Here is a 16,551-nt window from a genome sequence, read left to right on the forward strand (position 1 = left end):
CTGCAGGGTGGGCGGGGCGACGTTGAGCCGGTCGGCGCCGCCGATGGACCTGGCGTAGCGGGCCATCCAGTCGACGGCGGCGACCACGTGCTCGTCGTCGGGCGTCACCTGGCCGGTCGCCGCGTCCACGAACGTGCCGCCGAAGGCGAAACCCCAGGTGAAGGCGGCGTTGGCGAAGCCGGCCACCTGCCAGGGCACGGTGCCGACCCGGGAGGCGCCCGAGCCGCCGACGCGAGTGATCTCCTTGGAGAACGCGTCGACCTCGCTGATCGTGCGCGGCGGCCGCTCGGGGTCGAGGCCGCACTCGGTGAACAGCCGCTTGTTCCAGTAGAAGGGGAAGTTGGGGTCGACGTCCCACTGGAGCTGCCAGATCCGGTCCTTCCACCGCATGCCCTGCCACACGGCGGGCAGGAAGTCCCGCTCGGTCAGCCCGGCGCCGCGGGCGAAGTCCGTCAGGTCGGTCATGATGCCCAGCTCGGCCCACTGCGGCACCTGGAACGGGATGACCATCGCGAGGTCGGGCGGGTCACCGGCGGCGATGGACACCAGCAGCTTCTGCTGCTCGCCCTGGCCGGTCGGGGGCGCGTAGACGACCTCGACGCCGATCTCGTCCTGCACCGCCTCGAACCGGGTCGCCAGGTCCACCCAGCCCTGCCCGTCCACGCCGCCGAAGAGGCTGTAGAACGTGATGGTCGTACGCCGTCCAGGGGCGGCCTTCTTGCTGAGCCCCTGCGTGTTCTCCGGCGGCTCGCCGGCCACGACGGTGCACCCGGACAGCGCGGCCAGCCCCGCGGCCCCGCCGATGGCTCTTAGCGCCTGTCGCCTGCTGATCCTCATCGTGTTTCCTCTAGCCGTGTGCCATGGAGATGCCGCGCCGCTCGACCATGGTGTGCGCGCCCACGTGGTACGGCTCGCAGCGCCGTACCGCCGTGTAGAAGTGGTGCAGGCGGCCGTCCAGGGAGACGATCGCCGGCTTGTGCGCGTACGTGTCGTCGGCCGATCCCGGCGGGCCCACGTCGATGAGGATCTCGCCGCTCTTGCGCCACGTACGCAGGTCGCGGGAGACCGCGTAGCTCTCTCGCGCGTGCCCGTCGAAGGAGAGGCCGAAGTAGAACATCACCCACCAGTCGCCGTCCCGCAGCACGCACGGGTCGGAGGCGAAGCGCTCGTCGAACTCGCCGGTCCCGCCGTGCGGCACCACGGGTCCGGGCTCGGGGCGCTCCCATCGTTCGAGGTCGGGGGAGACGGCGTAGCCGATCTGCTCGCGCCAGCCGGCGTAGGTGCGGTTCTTGGCGTTGTAGAAGCAGTAGTAGAGGCCGTCGTGGCGCATCAGCCACGACTTGTAGAGTCCGCCGCGCTCCCACGCGCCGCCGTCCCGCGGGCGCAGTGGCGAGCCGGTGTCCTTCCAGGTCCGCAGGTCGTCGCTGGCGCAGAACCCGATGATCGCCGCGCCCATCTCCATGCCCGACTCGGGGTAGGCGTGGTAGGTGGCGACCGCCCGGCCGTCCAGCCAGGTCACCTGGCCGTCGGAACGCAGCCGGTTGTCGCGGACCACCGACGTGAGCGCGGCGTTGTAGCGACGGTACGGGTGATCCGGGTCGCGCGGCAGCACCACCTCACCGGGGCTCCACTCGACCAGGTCGCGCGAGCGGCTGAGCGCGGTCTGGTAGCCGATCCCGTCGAACCCGACGTACGTCATCAGGTACTCGCCGCCGTCGGAGCACACGAACGGGCAGTCCACGAACAGGCCGTCGAACCTGCCGGGCTCGCCCGACGGCCCGACCAGCAGCCGCCCGGCCTTGTACGGCGTCCTGACGCGCGCCGGATCGTACGCGGTCATCGGCTCGACCTGAACGTCCACCGCCCGGCGGGCACCTCGTGAGCGCGTTCACCGAGTGCGGCGGCTCCGGAGGGGACGGTGTGCCGATCGAGGCCCAGAGCCGGCAGCCGCACCTCGGCCGACGAGCCGGGCGGCACCTCCACCTCCAGCGTGAACTCCCCGTCCGACCGCGTCCACGACACGGTGACCTGCCCGTACGGCGTCGCGGTGCTCGCCCGCGCCGACTCCAGGTCGCCGGGCACGGCGGGTTCGATCAGCAGCCGGCGGAAACCGTTCGAGCCGGGCGCCTGGCCGATGCCGCCGAGGCCGCGGTAGAACCAGGCGTCGATCGCGCCCAGCATGAAGTGGTTCTGCGACAGCCCGCGCGTCGGCCCGTCCCACGCCTCGGTGAGCGCGGTCGCGCCGTGCCGCACCTGGTAGCCGTAGCTCGGGTGGCTCGTGGCGGTGGCGAACTCCCACAGCGCGTCGTGCCGCCCCGCCCGCCCGAGCACCCGGAAAAGCGCGGGCAACGCGATCTCGCCGACCGTGATCCCGCCGCCGCGCACGGCCTCGCACACCCGGTCGAGCACGCCGGGGACGAGGTCCGCGGGGACGACGCCCATGTCCAGCGCCAGGATGTCCGACGCCTGGGTTCCGCCCTGGGGGAACGCCGTTGCGAAGGCGGTGGTGATCTGCTCGGTCAGGGCGCGGTAGCGCTTGGCGTCGTCCTCGCGGCCGAGCACCCCGGCGACGCGGGCCATCGTGCGCGCCGCCCGCCAGTAGCCCCACGTCGACACCAGCGGTACGGGCGTCGCCGGGTCCAGCCCGATCCAGTCGCCCAGTCCATGACCGAGGATGCCGTCTTCGGCCCGGCCGGTGAGGTAGCCGACGTAGCGGCCCATCGCGTCGTAGTGGGTCTCCATCGCCGAGGTGTCGCCGTACCAGCGGTAGAGCTGCCAGGGGACGCGTACGATCGCGCCGCCCCAGTTCGGGTCGTCCCTGAAGGCGTGCTCGAACACGACGTACTCGGGCGCGATGTCGGGCACCAGGCCGTCCCCGGTCTGCGCCTCGGCCATCGTGACCAGCAGCTCGCGGTAGTAGGCGGCGACGTCGTAGTTGTAGGCGACCACGTCGAAGAGCAGGTGGACCTGTTCCAGCCAGCCCAGCTTCTCCCGGTGCGGGCAGTCGGTCAGGACGCTGTACATGTTGCCGCGCACGGCCCTGTCGATGATCGTGTGGATGTCGTTGACCAGGGAGTTCGAGGTCTCGAACGTGCCGACGGGTGCGTTGCCGGCCCGTAGCACCAGTCCCGTCACCGCGTCGGCGCCGACGTGCTCGGGCAGGCCCTGAACCTCGACGTAGCGGAAGCCGTCGTAGCGGAAGCTCGGGTGCCAGGTCTGCGGGCCGTCCGCGGTGACGTACGTGTTGAAGATCGGGGCGCCGGTGGTCGGCTTCGACTGCACCACGCGGCCGTACGCGTCGAGCTGGTCGCCGGGCAGCAGCCGCAGGTGGTGGCCGGCCGGCAGGTCGAGCCGCAACTCGGCCCAGCCGGCGACGACCGCGCCGACGTCGAACACCGCCGTGCCGTCCTTGGCGACCAGCTTCTCGACGGCGGGCAGCCGCTCCGTGACCCTGATGGGCGGGCAGGCCCGCGATCGCAGCGCGGCCGGCACGTCGCCTGAAAGGGCCACCGGCCGCCAGCCGGAGCGGTCGGTGCCGGGGACGTCCCAGCCGGGGACGGTCAGGCGGGCGTCGTGGTCCTCGCCGCCGAACCAGTGCGAGCGCGTGGTCGGCCCGTCGGTGGCCAGCCAGTCCGCGCCGGTCCCGAACGTGCGCGCCGACCCGTCGGCGTAGGTCACTTCGAGCTGCGCGATCGCCTTCGGTGAGCTCTTGGAGCCGAAGAACTTCATGTAGCGGTCCTGGTGCGGGTACACGTGCGCGATCCCGGGCCCCAGCGCGATCCCGATCGCGTTCGCGCCGCTTCGCAGCAGGGCCGTCACGTCGTGCGCCGCGTACGCGACCCGCCGCGCGAAGTCCGTGTACGCCGGCTCCAGCACGGCGTCCGTCACCGGCCGGCCGTTCACCGACGCCACGTACACGCCCACGCCGGCGACGTACAGCCGGGCCCGGACCGGGGCGGCGACCGGCTCAGGCAGGGTGAACTCGGCGGCGAGCAGCGGTAGCGGGTGGCCCTCGCCGGCGCGTGGGTCACCCGGGTCGTGCCAGTCCGGGTGGGTGATCCAGGCGGCCGTCCAGTCGGCGGCGTCCAGCAGGCCCAGCTCGAACCGCGCGTCGCGGCTCCAGTCGGACCAGTCGCCGGCGGCGTCGCGGACGCGTACCCGCCAGTGGACGATGGCCCGGCTGGTCAGCGGCCGGCCGCCGTACGTCACGCGCTGATCGGCGGACTCGACCTCACCGGTGTCCCACAGGTCGGCCGCGCCCTCCGAGGAGCCGGCCCGCACGTGGTAGGCGGTCTGCGTGGCGGTGCCGGTGAGCCGCCAGCTCAGCGGCGGCCGGGTGATCTCGATGCCGAGGGGGTCGGTCAGGTCGCACGTTCGCGGGTTCGTCACCATGACAAGGGGCTCCTCAGGTGATTTTGAGCATGTACGCGGCCTCGGTGGGCGGGTCGGGCGGCAGGTCGGCGTGGAGGGCCTCGGGGGTACGCCGCCAGCCGACGGGGCCGTGGCCGAGCAGCTCGACCGCTCGCGGGGGGCGTTCCAGCAGGCCGGCGGCGGTTCCGAGGCTCGTGATCGCGGCGGTCCCGTCGGCGGGCCAGGCGAGCAGGGTGGCGTACAAGGCGTCGCCGCGCCGGGTGAAGCGGATGTCGCCCGGCCGGTAGGCGCGGTCGGCCTCGTTGTAGCCCTCGTACCCCTTGACGTCGCCCAGCCCCGTCGTGCCCTCGCCGGCGCGGAGCCAGGGTGTGGTGGCGTACACGCCCTCGCCGCAGACCCGCAGCCAGTCGCCCACGCCGCTCAGCAGGGCGCGGGCGCGCGCGTCGATCGTGCCGTCCGCGTGCTGGGGGATGTTCAGCAGCAGGCAGCCGTTCTTGCTGACCACGTCGATCAGCGTGTGGATGACCTGCTGCGGGCTCTTGCGCTGGTGGAACATCGGGTCGTCGGAGGCGCAGTCGAACCATTCGCCGTCGCTGGTGTCGAACTGCCACGGATGGCTCTCCGCGGCGTCGAGCTGGCGGCGCTCGCAGTCCAGGACGACGGCGGTGCGGTCCTCGTCTGGCACGTCTTTGACGGTGACGAGGCCGCCGCTCCCGCAGGTGTTGTAGTAGTGGGCGAGCAGCTCAAGACCGGCGTCGCTGGCCGGCTCCGACTCGACCACGCTGCCCGCGCCGAACGGCAGGCGGCCGTCGTCGAGGTAGACCAGGTCGGGGCGGTAGCGGTCCAGGGCCTCGCGGACGCGGGCGTAGAAACGCTCCGCGACGTACGGCGGCGGCTTCGCGCCCGGGGGGTGCGCGGGCGGGTAGAGGCCGGCCGGGTCGAGCCCCTCCCACCAGGTGCCGGCGCCGTCGGCCCTGGTCGACGCCCCGTCGTGGGGCGTGCCGGTCTCGGGGTCGTGCCCGTGTGCCACGTCGAGCCAGCGCCAGGTCCAGTTGTTGTGGAAGCTGAGGCCGAACGGCAGCCCGGCCGCCCTGGCCGCCCGCTCCCACGCGCCGACGACGTCGCGCCTGGGGCCGACGCTGGCGGCGGTCCAGTCGTGCTGCCTGGAGTCCCACAGGTCGAAGTTGTCGCAGTGGGTGGCCAGGGCGACGAAGTAGCGGGCGCCGCTGGAGACGTACAGGTCGATCAGCTCGTCCGGGTCGAAGCGCTCGGCGCGCCAGCGCGGGAACAGGTCCTTCGCGCCGCCCCGGCCGAAGTGGGCGCGGTGGTGTGCCTGCTGGCGGGCGGCGCGGCGTTGTTCCCATGGCTCGGACCAGGGTTGCGTGCCATAGAGGTGGCGGGCGTACCAGTCGCCGGAGCGGGCCACGGACTGCGGCCCCCAGTGCGACCAGACGCCGAACTTCGCCCCCCCGAACCAGGCGGGGACGCGGTGCCGCCGCAACGACTCCCAGCTCGGCATGAATCCGCTCATTTGACCACCCGTACGTCGAAGGGGCCCAGCGCCAGCGGGCCCGGCGCCAGCGGCTCCCGGCGAGCGGTGACCTCGACGGCCGGGCGGGAGAGCGTCACCGCGTGCGCGCGGTCCGACCAGTTGTGCGCGAACCACAGCCGCTCACCGCGCGCGTTGACCGCCGAGTGGACGGTGACCTGCGGCGCGCCGGCGGTCACGAGGGCGCGGGAGTCAGGCGCGATGCGCCGGAACAGGGCCGCCGCCAGCGCGCGGCCCGGCAGCGTGCCGACGTACGTCACCGTGCCCGTCCCGACGCGGTGCTCGGTGACGGCGGGCCAGCGGCCGAAGTGGTGGTGGTCGTAGTGGGCCAGCGGCTCAGCCCCTTCCAGTTCCAGCGCGTCCGCCCAGTGGCGGGCCACCCCGTCCGGCACGAGCCCGTGCACGGCGACCGGTTCGAGCAGCGTCGAGTACTCCAGGTAACGCACCCCGGCCAGGTCGCGCAGCGGCCCGGGAGCCACCTCGGCCCGCGCCCTGGCCTCCTCGTCCGCGTAACCGGTTCGGAAGGTCAGCACCAGGTGCCCGCCGCCGCGCACGTAGCCGGTCAGCGCCCCGGCCGTCTCCGGGGACAGGCAGTAGAGCGCGGGCGCCACCATGATGGGGAAGCGCCGCTCGCCGAACCGGCCCGGCGTCACGAATCCCGCCTGCAGCCCCGCGTCGACCGCCCCCCGGTAGAACGTCGCCACGATCCGCTCGTACGAGTCGCGGTCGGGGTCGCGCCCGTCGAGGGTGAGCGGCGGCTGGAAGGTGAGCGCCCACTTGCTCTCATGCGAGTGGACGAACCCCACGTCGGCGTCCGGCGTCAGCCCCTCGACGTCCTCGCGGGCCCGGTCGAGCTCCTCGCCCAGCGCGGCGATCTCGCCGTACACGCGGCCCGGCGTCAGGCCGTGGCCGAGGATGCCGCCCCAGTACGTCTCCGCCCCGTCGTGCAACGTGTTCCAGTGCCAGTACGAGATCAGCTCCGCCCCCCGCGCGACCATCGCCCACGCCGCCTGGCGGAGCTGGCCGTCGTAGGGCGTGACATTGAGCTGGGAGCCGGCGATCGAGGTGGCGTTCGTCTCGGTCACCCAGTAACGCCGCTGCTTGGAGGCGTACATGCGGTCGGCCGCCTGGAACAGCCCGGCGGGAGTCGTGCTGAACCAGCCGATCTCGGGCGGCTCGTCCCCGGTGCTGAGCACCAGGCCGTCCTGGGGCAGGTAGTACGCGTTCCCGCTGGTGACGGTCAGGTGCTCGGACAGCCGTACGTCGTCGAGGGCCGGCCGCTGGTAGGCCAGGCACGTGGTGAGCACGCGGTCCGCCGGCACCAGCTCGCGCACGAGGTCCGCCTGCCAGGCGATGAACTCCGTGGTCAGGTCCGCCTGGAAGCGCCGCCACGCCAGGTCGTACGACGGGGTGGTGTTGCCGTCGGGCCGCCACAGCTCGGCCCAGTCGCCGAGGCGGTGCGACCAGTATGTCAGCCCCCACTCCTCGTTCAGCCGCCCGACGTCGCCATACCGTTCGGCGAGCCAGGCCACGAAGCGCTCGAACACCGGCTCGTTGTGGATGAGGTGCAGGCCAGGCTCGTTGTCGAGCTGGATCCCGAGCACGGCGGGGTGGCCGCCGTGATGGCCGACGACCGCCCGGATGACGCGTTCGGCGTACCGCAGGAAGACCGGGGAGGTGAAGTCGGCCTCCTGGCGCGCGCCCCACTGCACCCGGCCGCCGCCGGCCCGCACGATCGCCAGCTCGGGATGCTTGCGTTGCAGCCACGGCGGGACGGCGTACGTCGGGGTGCCCAGCAGCACGCCGATGCCGCGCTCGTGGGCCGCGTCCAGGACCGGGGTCAGCCAGTCTAGGGCGAACTCGCCGTCGCGCGGCTCCCAGGTGGACCACACGGATTCGCCGACGCGAATGGTGTCGATCTTCGCCGCGGCCATCAGGTCGAGGTCGCGGAGCAGGTCGGGGGCGCGGAGGTATTCCCAGTAGTAGGCCGTGCCGAAGCGGATGCCGGGTCTGGTCGTGGGGGGTGGTGGCGTCATGGGGGATGCACGTTCTCCCAGCGCATTAAATCGTTTTACCGGATAATATATTTATTCATGCCGACATGTCAATGCCTTGTTGCCGTTCTGTTTCCTGGGCTTGTCCGAGTGGGTGTCTGGTGTGCGTGGAACTCCCCATGTACTGTTAAAACGTTTGTCGTCATTGGAGGGACATTGGACTTCCACGAGGACCCATGCCCCGGCTCAGGGCGGCGGGAGCCGCGCGCCGACTTCCTCTCCGACGCGCCGCGGTTGCCGCTCAACGGCCGGTGGCGCTTCCTGCTCTCCGGCACGGCCGCGGGCTCCGGCCGCGCGTTGCCCGACCCCGATCTCGACGACACCGGCTGGGACACGATCAGGGTGCCGGCGCACTGGGTGCTGGAGGGGCACGACCGCCCGCTCTACACCAACACCGCCTACCCGTTCCCCATCGACCCGCCCCACCTGCCCGACGACAACCCCACCGGCGACTACCGGCTCCGCTTCGACCTGCCCGCCGACTGGCCGGACGGCCGGAGCGTGCTGCGCTTCCAGGGGGTCGACTCCTGCGCCACCGTGTGGCTGAACGGCACGCTGCTCGGCCATTCCAAGGGGAGCAGGCTGCCGTTCGAGTTCGACGTCACGGGACTGGCCAGGCCGCGCGGCAACCTGCTCGCCGTACGCGTGCAGCGCTGGTCGTCCGGCAGCTACCTGGAGGACCAGGACATGTGGTGGCTGCCGGGCATCTTCCGCGACGTGGAGCTGCTGGCCAGGCCCGTGGGCGGCGTCGACGACCTCACCGTCCACGCCTCCTACCGTGACGGCGCGGGCGTCCTCCGCGTCACCGCGGACGCCCCCGGCCTGGTCGAGATCCCCGAGCTCGGGCTCGCCGTACCCACCGGTGAGCAGGTCACGATCGAGGCCGTCGAGCCGTGGAGCGCAGAACGCCCCCGCCTCTACCGCGGCACCCTGTCCGCGGCCGGCGAGACGATCGAGCTCGCGATCGGCTTCAGGACCGTCGAGATCGCCGGCGGGCGGCTGCTGGTCAACGGCGTGCCGGTGCTGTTCCGCGGCGTCAACAGGCACGAGCACGACCCGGACAGGGGCCGCGCCCTCGACCGCGACACCATGATCCGCGACATCGAGCTGATGAAGCGGCACAACGTCAACGCCGTGCGCACCGCACACTACCCGCCGCACCCGGAGTTCCTGCGACTGTGCGACGAGTACGGCCTGTGGGTCGTCGACGAGTGCGACATCGAGACGCACGGCTTCATCTACTCCGGCTGGGAGGGCAACCCGCCGGACGAGCCGATGTGGCGCGACGCCCTGCTCGACCGCGCCCGCCGGATGGTCGAGCGCGACAAGAACCATCCCAGCGTGGTCATCTGGTCCCTCGGCAACGAGAGCGGGAGCGGGGCGGCGTTCGGCGACATCGAGGACTGGATCCGGCGCCGCGACCCCAGCCGTCCGCTGCACTACGAGCGCGACCCGAGTTACCGCCACTCCGACTTCCACAGCCTGATGTACCCGTCGCTGGACGACCTCGAGCGCATCGGACAGCGCAAGGAGGACCCGCCTTCCGGGGTGGCCCCGGACTCGGCCGACGACGTGCGCCGGCGCGGGCTGCCGTTCCTGCTGTGCGAGTACGCCCACGCCATGGGCAACGGGCCCGGCTCGCTGGCCGACTACCAGGCGATTCTGGAGTCGTACGAGCGGTTCTGCGGGGCGTTCGTGTGGGAGTGGATCGACCACGGGCTGAGCGGTCTCGACTCGCTCGGGCGGCCGTACTTCCGGCACGGCGGCGACATCGACGCCCAGCCCAACGGCGAGCGGTTCTGCCTGGACGGACTGCTGTTCCCGGACCGCACGCCGTCACCGGGCCTGGCCGAGCTGGCCGCCGCCATCCAGCCGGTCGGGATCTCCGTGGACGGCGGCTCGGTCGTCATCACCAACAAGCACGACCTGATCGACCTCGCCCACCTGGACTTCCGCTGGTTCGCCGAGGTGGACGGAACGCCGGTGAGCGGGGGGTCGCTGACCGTGCCGCCCTGCGCGGCCCGGCAGACGGTGCAGGTCCCACTGCCCGAGGTGACCCCCGGTCCGGACGGCGAGACCTGGATCACCGTGGAAGCGGTACTCGCCACCCCCACCCGGTGGGCACCCTCCGGCCACGTGATCGCCGTCGGCCAGGCCGAACTCGGCCCAGGCACCCACCGCCGCCGCCCTCCCCTCAGCCACCCTGAAGACACCTGGCCTCCGCCCGGCTCTGCGGTCGGCGTCCCCGAAGGTGCGTCGCCTTCGCCCGGCCACCCCCAAGGCGCTCCGCCCGGCTGGCCTGAAGGTGGGTCGTCTTCGCCCGGCCACCCCCAAGGCGCTCCGCCCGGCTCTGTGGCTGGTCGGCCGGAGGGTGCTCTGCCCGGAGGGGGTGGATCGCGGACCGAGGCGACCCCCTTGGACGCGGTGCGGGTGGGTGGGGCGGTGTTTCATGCCGGGACCGGACGGCTGATCAGCCTGGGGGACGCCGAGCTGGCCGGGCCGGTGCTGGACGTGTGGCGGGCGCCGACCGAGAACGACCGCGGCCAGGGCCCGAGGAACACGCTGGCCGCCGACTGGGAGGCCGTCGGGCTCGACCGGTTCCTGCACCGTACCGGCGCCGTCGAACGACCGGACGACCACACCCTGGTCGTACGCGGCCGCAGCGGCCCGGCCACCCGTACGCTCGGCTTCCGCACCACCTACACCTGGCACTGGCACGACGGCGCGCTGCACCTGACCATCGAGGCCGAGCCCGTCGGCGACTGGCACGACACCGCCTACGGACACCTCAGCATCACCCCGCCCCGGATGGGCACGAGGTTCGCCCTGCCCGGCGGCTACACCGACGTCACGTGGTTCGGTCGCGGCCCAGGCGAGTCCTACACCGACAGCAGGTCAGGCACCCGCGTCGGCCGCTTCGCCCGCCCGATCGACGACCTCCAGACCCCGTACGTGGTGCCCCAGGAGAACGGCAACCACGTCGGGACCCGCTGGCTCGAACTGTCGGGCACCGGGCTGGCGACCCTGCGCGTGGACGGCGAGCCGCTCGTCGACTTCACCGCCCGCAGATGGACGAGCGAGGCGCTGGCCGCCGCCCGCCGCCCGCACGACCTGACCGACTCGGGACGGGTCTGGCTGAACCTGGACCACGGCCAGCAGGGCATCGGCAGCGCCTCCTGCGGTCCCGCGCTGCCCGCACGGTACCGGCTGCCGATCCGGCGCTACTCCTGGTCGATGACGCTGAGCGTGGTGGACTGAGCCGAGAGGATATCGATCACATGTCCAAGTTCGACTTCTGCCCGTGGCTGTTCTGGGACCACGCGACCGAGGAGGACCGCCGCGCCCAGACCGGGCACGTGGCCGGGTTGCGTGACCGGATGGATCTTCAGGTGGCGGAGAAGGTGTTCGTCTCGCCGCTGGCCGCGGTCCACGCCGACAGCCTGCGCATGGGCGACTACAGCTACATCGCGGCCCACGCCTACGTCACCGATGACCTGGTCATGGGGGAGGACTGCACGCTGAACCCGTACGCCGTGGCGCGGGGACGGGTGGTGCTCGGCTCGGCCGTGCGGGTGGGCGCGCACACCTCGCTGCTGGGCTTCAACCACGGCTCCGCGCCCGACCGCCCGGTCTTCCGCCAGCCGATCACGTCGAAGGGCATCCGCGTCGGCGACGACGTGTGGATCGGTTCCCACGTGGTCGTGCTCGACGGCGTGACGATCGGCGACCACGCCATCATCGGCGCGGGCGCGGTCGTCACGAAGGACGTGCCCGCCTGGGCCATGGTGGCCGGCAACCCGGCCCGCCCCATCCGCGACCGCCGCTCCACCACCCCATCCACCACCGCGACCGCCGCTACCGCGTCTGGTGTCGCCGTTACCGGTGCCGGCGGGAGGGATCTGGCGGGGCTGGTGTCGGATTTCGCCGACAGGGCCAGGGAGCAGGCCGAGGCGGTGCTGCGCCGCTGCTGGACCGGTGAGCGGTACGTCGACCGCCCCGGCGCCGCGCCCACCGTACGCGCGTGGTGCGACGCGGTGGAGATCGCCGACCTGCTGCTCGCCGGCCCGCCCCCGATCCCGGCGAAGGAGGGGATCGTCGCGTTCCTGCGCGACCGCCAGGACCCCGTGACCGGCCTCGTCCCAGAGATCGGCGCCCCTGGATCGCCGGAGCGTCCGGGCGGGACGCCGGAGTTCGAGGGCGTCACGGCCTACCACGTGCTCTGTGTCGGCTACGCCCTGGACCTGCTCGGCACCCGGTTCCGCCACCCGGTCCACGCCGTGGCCGGCCTCGACTCGGGAAGGCTGGTCGCCGCCCTCGACGCCCTCGACTGGGACCGGCAGGCGTGGACGGCCGGCTCGTGGGTGGACGCCGTCGGCACCGGCCTCTACCGCAACCTCGCCGACTTCGGCCTGCGCGGCGAGATCGAGACCCTGTACGGCTGGCTCCTCACGCGTTGCCGCCAGACCCACGGCATGTGGGGCGACCCGGACTCCGACGCCGGTTGGCTGATGGTGGTCAACGGCTTCTACCGGCTGACGAGAGGCACGTACGCGCAGTTCGGGCTGCCGCTGCCGTACCCCGAGCAGGCCGTCGACACGGTGCTCGTCCAGGCCCGCGACCCCCGCTACTTCGGCCCGGACACCGGCAACGCCTGCAACGTGCTGGACGTCATCCACCCGCTGTGGCTGACGGGCCGGCAGACGCGCCACCGCCGGGAGGAGGGCGAGGCGTGGGCCCGGCAGCACCTCGTCCGCGCGCTGGGCGGCTGGCAGAACGGCGCGGGCCTCAGCTTCGCCCTCACCACCGGCGCCGGCGCGACCCGCACCCCCGGCCTGCAGGGCACCGAGATGTGGCTGGCCATCATCTGGCTGCTCGCCGACTACCTGGGGATCTCCGACGCCCTCGGCTACCGGCCCCGCGGCATCCACCGCCCGGAACCGGCGGCACGCTGACGTCCGCGTTCGTTTCAGAGGGACTCGGGACGGCGTTTCAGAGGGTCTCGGGATGGGCCGCGAAGTAGTCGGCGATCGACGTGGGTTCGCGGCCGGTGAGGCGTTCGACCGCGTGCGTGGTCACGTCGAACCACCCGGCGCGCTTGTACGTCCCCAGCCCAGTCCAGCCACGGACGTACATCTCGGGGAGCCCTCTTCCGGACAGCGCCGCGGCCAGGTCGGCGTCGGAGACCTGTTCGCAGCGGATCGGGCGGCCGGTGACCTGGGCGAGGGCGTCGGCGACGTCCGCGTCCGACACCGCCTCCGGACCCGTGACCTCGAGGAGTTCGCCCTCGCAGCCGCCCTCGGCCAGCACGGCCGCGACGACGGCGGCGCTGTCGTCGCGGGTGATGTGCCCCACGCGGCCATCACCCGCGTTGCTCGGCAGCACCCCGGTGGCGACGGCTCCGCCGGTCGACACGGCACACCTGAGGCCGCTCAGCCCGTCATCACGGCACGCCTGACGCTCTCGCGGAGCAGGGTGCGACGCCGTTCGTGCAGCTCGGCGGGCTCATCAGCCGTCGCGGCGTAGACGTTGCTGACCGGTGACCATGCCATGGACATCGCGATGACCAGGGCCATCACGTCGAACGGGTCACCCGGTCGCACGATGCCCGCGGCCTGCGCCTCGGCGATGGCGCGCAACTTGTGGTCGTCGAGACGGCCGGCCTCATCGACGAGGTGGCCGGCGGGGCGTCGCTCGAGGCGCGCCCAGGTGGCCAGCCGGATGAGGTCGGGGCGGCGGAGGTATTCGTCGTAGAGACGCACGGCCCAGTCCGCGAGGTCGGTGGCGTCGATCGGGACGACGTTCATGATCCGCTCCATCGAAGCGAGGAAGATGGCGTCGAACAGCCCTTCCTTGCTGCCGAAGTAGGCGTAGAGCTGCGCCTTGTTGGTGCGTGCCGCGGCCACGATGCGCTCGATGCGCGCCCCGGCGATCCCGTGCTCGGCGAACTCCCTGGTCGCCACGTCGACGATGCGACCGCGGGTCGCGGCGCCACGGGCGGTCAGGGACTGATCGGTCATGTCGGCCAGCATATCAAACAGAACGGTCGGTTTGCTTATTGGTCGGCGCATGGCTAGCCTGCAATAGACCGAACAGTCTGTTTAAAGGAGTCGGCATGAGGACAGCGATGGGATGGCAGGCGGACGGCCCCGCGGCCCCGTTGCGGCGGGTTTCCCTCGAACGGCGCGACCTGCGTCCTGACGACATAGCGGTACGCGTGGACTACTGCGGCGTCTGCCACACCGATCTGCGCTCCGTCCGAGCCCATCCCGGTGAGGGAAACGCACCCATCGTGCCGGGCCATGAGTTCACCGGGGTGGTGACCGAGGTCGGGCCCGAGGTCACCCGATTCACCGTCGGCGACCAGGTCGCGGTCGGCAACATCGTCGACTCATGTGGCGTGTGCGCCATGTGCTGGGCCGGCCAGGAGAACTTCTGCCACGAGTTCCCGACCCTGACCTACGGCGGCACCGACCGCCGCGACGGATCGACCACCTTGGGTGGCTACTCCCGCGAGTACGTCGTCCGCGACCAGTTCGCCTACCTTCTCCCCGCCGGCCTCGACCCCGCCGCCACGGCCCCTCTGCTCTGTGCCGGGATCACTGTCTGGGAGCCGCTGCACGCGCTCGGCGTCGGGCCGGGCACCCGCGTCGCGGTGGCGGGACTGGGCGGCCTGGGCCATCTCGCGGTCAAGCTCGCCGTTGCGCTCGGCGCCGACGTCACGGTCATCAGCCGCTCGGCGGACAAATCGGACGACGCCCGCCGCCTCGGCGCCCACGACCTCATCGTCTCCACGGATCCGGGACAGATGGCCGCGGCCCGGGACCGGTTCGACGTCGTCATCGACACCATCTCCGCTCCTCACGACCTCGGCCCGTACCTGGGCCTCGTCGCCATGGACGGGACACTCAGCCTGGTCGGGCACATCGGATCGGTCACCGTGGAGTCGATGGACTTGCTCATAGGCCGGAAGAAACTCAGCTCCGCGGGCAGCGGCGGCCGGCCGGCGACCGCCGCCATGCTGGACTTCTGCGCCAAGCACGGCGTCACCGCCGACATCGAGCTGCTCCCCTCGGCGCGCGTGAACGAAGCCCTCGACCGTCTCCACCGCAACGACGTCCGCTACCGCTTCGTCCTCGACCTGTCCGACCTCTCGTGACCGACCAGGACCCGGACCTCGGAAACCAGTAGATTTACCCATGGTACTAATAGCCGCACTAGTAATGTCACAACCATGACAGTTACCATCACCAGTATGGGCGCGACAAAGAACGGTTCCTACAGCCTGAGCGAGACCGCACACGGCTTCATCGAGGCCGGCCACGAGCGCGAACGGCTGAGCAAGTCGGCTTTCGTCGAGAAGGCCGTCATCTACTACGCGATCGCCACCGGAGCGCCGACGGCCGACGTCAACGAGGCGTTCGCCGAGGCACTCGCCGACGAGCGGGAAGCCGCCGCGGCTGACGACGAGTTCCGGGGGCGGGGCGCCGCGTGATCCCACTCACATCAGGTGGGATCTACCTCTACAGTCCGAAGGGCATCGACCGTGAGCGACTGATGCTCATCACCTCCGCCGCCGCCGTGCTCGAGTCACGGCGCCGGTTCATCGTTGGCCTGACCGTCCTTTCCTCTCACGACGGTGACACGCTTACGGTGCCGATCACCGTGAACGGCGCCCGTCGCTACGTCAACTGCACCCAGCCCATGCGGCTGATCCGCGACTGGTTCTTGGAGCACCACGACACCATCTCCCCTCAGGAACTGGAGGCCGTGCGGGCATACCGCCGTCTTTCCGAAGACCTGTGACCCGCGGGGGTGTCCGGCTCGTAGCAGGGGTAACTCGACCGCGGCGGCCATCGCCTGGTGGCCCGCCGTGCTCGGGTGCAGGTGGTCGCCGCAGTCGTAGCGGGGGAGCAGGCGATCGGGCGCGGCGGGGTCGCGGAGGGCGGCGTCGAAGTCGACCACCCCATCGAACCCACATCCGTCGCGCTCGGACGTGTCACCGCCCCATGCGGACCCGGCGCCCCGGATGAATGCGTTGACCGTCTGGCGAGTGCGTTCGCCCGTCTCGGTGTGGTACTCGGCGCCCGCGAACGGCAGGAGTGTGCCGCCGATCACGCGTACGCCGGCGGCGTGCGCCTTTTCGACGATGCGGCGGTAGGCGGCGATGAGGTCGTCCGGTCGCGCGCCCGCGCCGATGTCGTTGATGCCGGCCGGCAGGATCACCGCGTCGACGCCCGGTTTGGTCAGGACCTCGGCGGTCAGGCGGGCCTCGGCGTGGCGTCCGGTGCCCGAGGCCAGTACGCGCCCGCCGGAGACGCCCTCGTTGACGACGGCGAGCGCGGGTGACCGCCGCACCGTGCGGTCGGCGAGGAGGTCCGGCCATCCGTGTCCGGTTTCTGAGCCCACACCGGTGGCGATCGAGTCCCCGAGCACCGCGACGGCCGACGCGGGAGCGGGTGCGACGAACGGTTCCGCCCACGGTGGTACGCAGGATGTTGCGCACGGTCAGGTCGCGCAGCCCGCCGCTGAGGCGCTCGGCGGCGGCCGCCCAGGTGGTCACCAGACGCCCGCCCCTCA

The 16,551-nt window shown here is 71.9% G+C and carries 12 protein-coding genes; 4 read left to right on the top strand and 8 right to left on the bottom strand.

Annotated features, from left to right (window positions below; genetic code table 11):
• The 5 genes from ITP53_RS02280 to ITP53_RS02300 all read right to left on the bottom strand — a co-directional run.
• Nucleotides 1-837: extracellular solute-binding protein (locus ITP53_RS02280; protein WP_195893584.1), on the bottom strand; the 837-nt coding region annotated here is incomplete at its 3' end.
• 10 nt (nt 838-847) lie between these two features.
• Complete coding sequence (locus ITP53_RS02285; protein WP_195893585.1) at nt 848-1,861, bottom strand: glycoside hydrolase family protein; 1,014 nt, start codon at nt 1,859-1,861, stop codon at nt 848-850.
• Nucleotides 1,837-4,392, bottom strand: a complete 2,556-nt coding sequence (locus tag ITP53_RS02290; protein ID WP_195893586.1) for a family 78 glycoside hydrolase catalytic domain — start codon at nt 4,390-4,392, stop codon at nt 1,837-1,839. The genes ITP53_RS02285 and ITP53_RS02290 overlap by 25 nt, the downstream gene beginning before the upstream one ends.
• A gap of 13 nt (nt 4,393-4,405) precedes the next feature.
• Nucleotides 4,406-5,902, bottom strand: a complete 1,497-nt coding sequence (locus ITP53_RS02295) for an alpha-L-fucosidase (RefSeq protein ID WP_195893587.1) — start codon at nt 5,900-5,902, stop codon at nt 4,406-4,408.
• Nucleotides 5,899-7,956, bottom strand: coding sequence for a beta-galactosidase (locus ITP53_RS02300; protein ID WP_195893588.1), 2,058 nt, complete (start codon nt 7,954-7,956; stop codon nt 5,899-5,901). The genes ITP53_RS02295 and ITP53_RS02300 overlap by 4 nt, the downstream gene beginning before the upstream one ends.
• Nucleotides 7,957-8,130: 174 nt before the next feature.
• On the opposite strand from ITP53_RS02300, the gene ITP53_RS55780 reads away from it, so the two are divergent.
• Nucleotides 8,131-11,232, top strand: a complete 3,102-nt coding sequence (locus ITP53_RS55780) for a glycoside hydrolase family 2 TIM barrel-domain containing protein (RefSeq protein ID WP_207755441.1) — start codon at nt 8,131-8,133, stop codon at nt 11,230-11,232.
• Nucleotides 11,233-11,252: 20 nt separating this feature from the next.
• Nucleotides 11,253-12,926, top strand: a complete 1,674-nt coding sequence (locus ITP53_RS60020; RefSeq protein ID WP_195893589.1) for an acyltransferase — start codon at nt 11,253-11,255, stop codon at nt 12,924-12,926.
• Nucleotides 12,927-12,963: 37 nt separating this feature from the next.
• Here ITP53_RS60020 and ITP53_RS02320 read toward each other — a convergent pair whose 3' ends face one another.
• Together ITP53_RS02320 and ITP53_RS02325 are read right to left on the bottom strand one after the other, a co-directional pair.
• Nucleotides 12,964-13,386, bottom strand: a complete 423-nt coding sequence (locus ITP53_RS02320) for a Rossmann-fold NAD(P)-binding domain-containing protein (protein ID WP_195893590.1) — start codon at nt 13,384-13,386, stop codon at nt 12,964-12,966.
• A 17-nt stretch (nt 13,387-13,403) separates the two neighbouring features.
• Nucleotides 13,404-13,991: a TetR family transcriptional regulator gene (locus tag ITP53_RS02325; protein ID WP_195893591.1), complete on the bottom strand. Its 588-nt coding sequence runs from the start codon at nt 13,989-13,991 to the stop codon at nt 13,404-13,406.
• 95 nt (nt 13,992-14,086) lie between these two features.
• Between ITP53_RS02325 and ITP53_RS02330 the strand changes: the two genes are divergently transcribed.
• Nucleotides 14,087-15,130 carry an NAD(P)-dependent alcohol dehydrogenase gene (locus ITP53_RS02330; RefSeq protein ID WP_195893592.1) on the top strand — a complete coding sequence of 348 codons (1,044 nt, stop codon included), beginning with the start codon at nt 14,087-14,089 and terminating at the stop codon, nt 15,128-15,130.
• Nucleotides 15,131-15,226: 96 nt separating this feature from the next.
• Nucleotides 15,227-15,466 carry a hypothetical protein gene (locus ITP53_RS02335; protein ID WP_195893593.1) on the top strand — a complete coding sequence of 80 codons (240 nt, stop codon included), beginning with the start codon at nt 15,227-15,229 and terminating at the stop codon, nt 15,464-15,466.
• A 95-nt stretch (nt 15,467-15,561) separates the two neighbouring features.
• Here ITP53_RS02335 and ITP53_RS02340 read toward each other — a convergent pair whose 3' ends face one another.
• Nucleotides 15,562-16,407, bottom strand: coding sequence for a GDSL-type esterase/lipase family protein (locus ITP53_RS02340; protein ID WP_328813745.1), 846 nt, complete (start codon nt 16,405-16,407; stop codon nt 15,562-15,564).
• Nucleotides 16,408-16,551 lie beyond the last annotated feature (144 nt).

Origin of the sequence: Nonomuraea cypriaca, from assembly GCF_015645445.1 — a bacterium.
Classification (GTDB): domain Bacteria; phylum Actinomycetota; class Actinomycetes; order Streptosporangiales; family Streptosporangiaceae; genus Nonomuraea; species Nonomuraea cypriaca.

Coding starts and splice junctions, on each gene's coding strand:
- ITP53_RS02290 (WP_195893586.1), bottom strand. CDS start 4,392: ATGGTGACGAACCCGCGAACGTGCGACCTGACCGACCCCCTCGGCATC.
- ITP53_RS02295 (WP_195893587.1), bottom strand. CDS start 5,902: ATGAGCGGATTCATGCCGAGCTGGGAGTCGTTGCGGCGGCACCGCGTC.
- ITP53_RS02300 (WP_195893588.1), bottom strand. CDS start 7,956: ATGACGCCACCACCCCCCACGACCAGACCCGGCATCCGCTTCGGCACG.
- ITP53_RS60020 (WP_195893589.1), top strand. CDS start 11,253: ATGTCCAAGTTCGACTTCTGCCCGTGGCTGTTCTGGGACCACGCGACC.
- ITP53_RS02325 (WP_195893591.1), bottom strand. CDS start 13,991: ATGACCGATCAGTCCCTGACCGCCCGTGGCGCCGCGACCCGCGGTCGC.
- ITP53_RS02330 (WP_195893592.1), top strand. CDS start 14,087: ATGAGGACAGCGATGGGATGGCAGGCGGACGGCCCCGCGGCCCCGTTG.
- ITP53_RS02335 (WP_195893593.1), top strand. CDS start 15,227: ATGGGCGCGACAAAGAACGGTTCCTACAGCCTGAGCGAGACCGCACAC.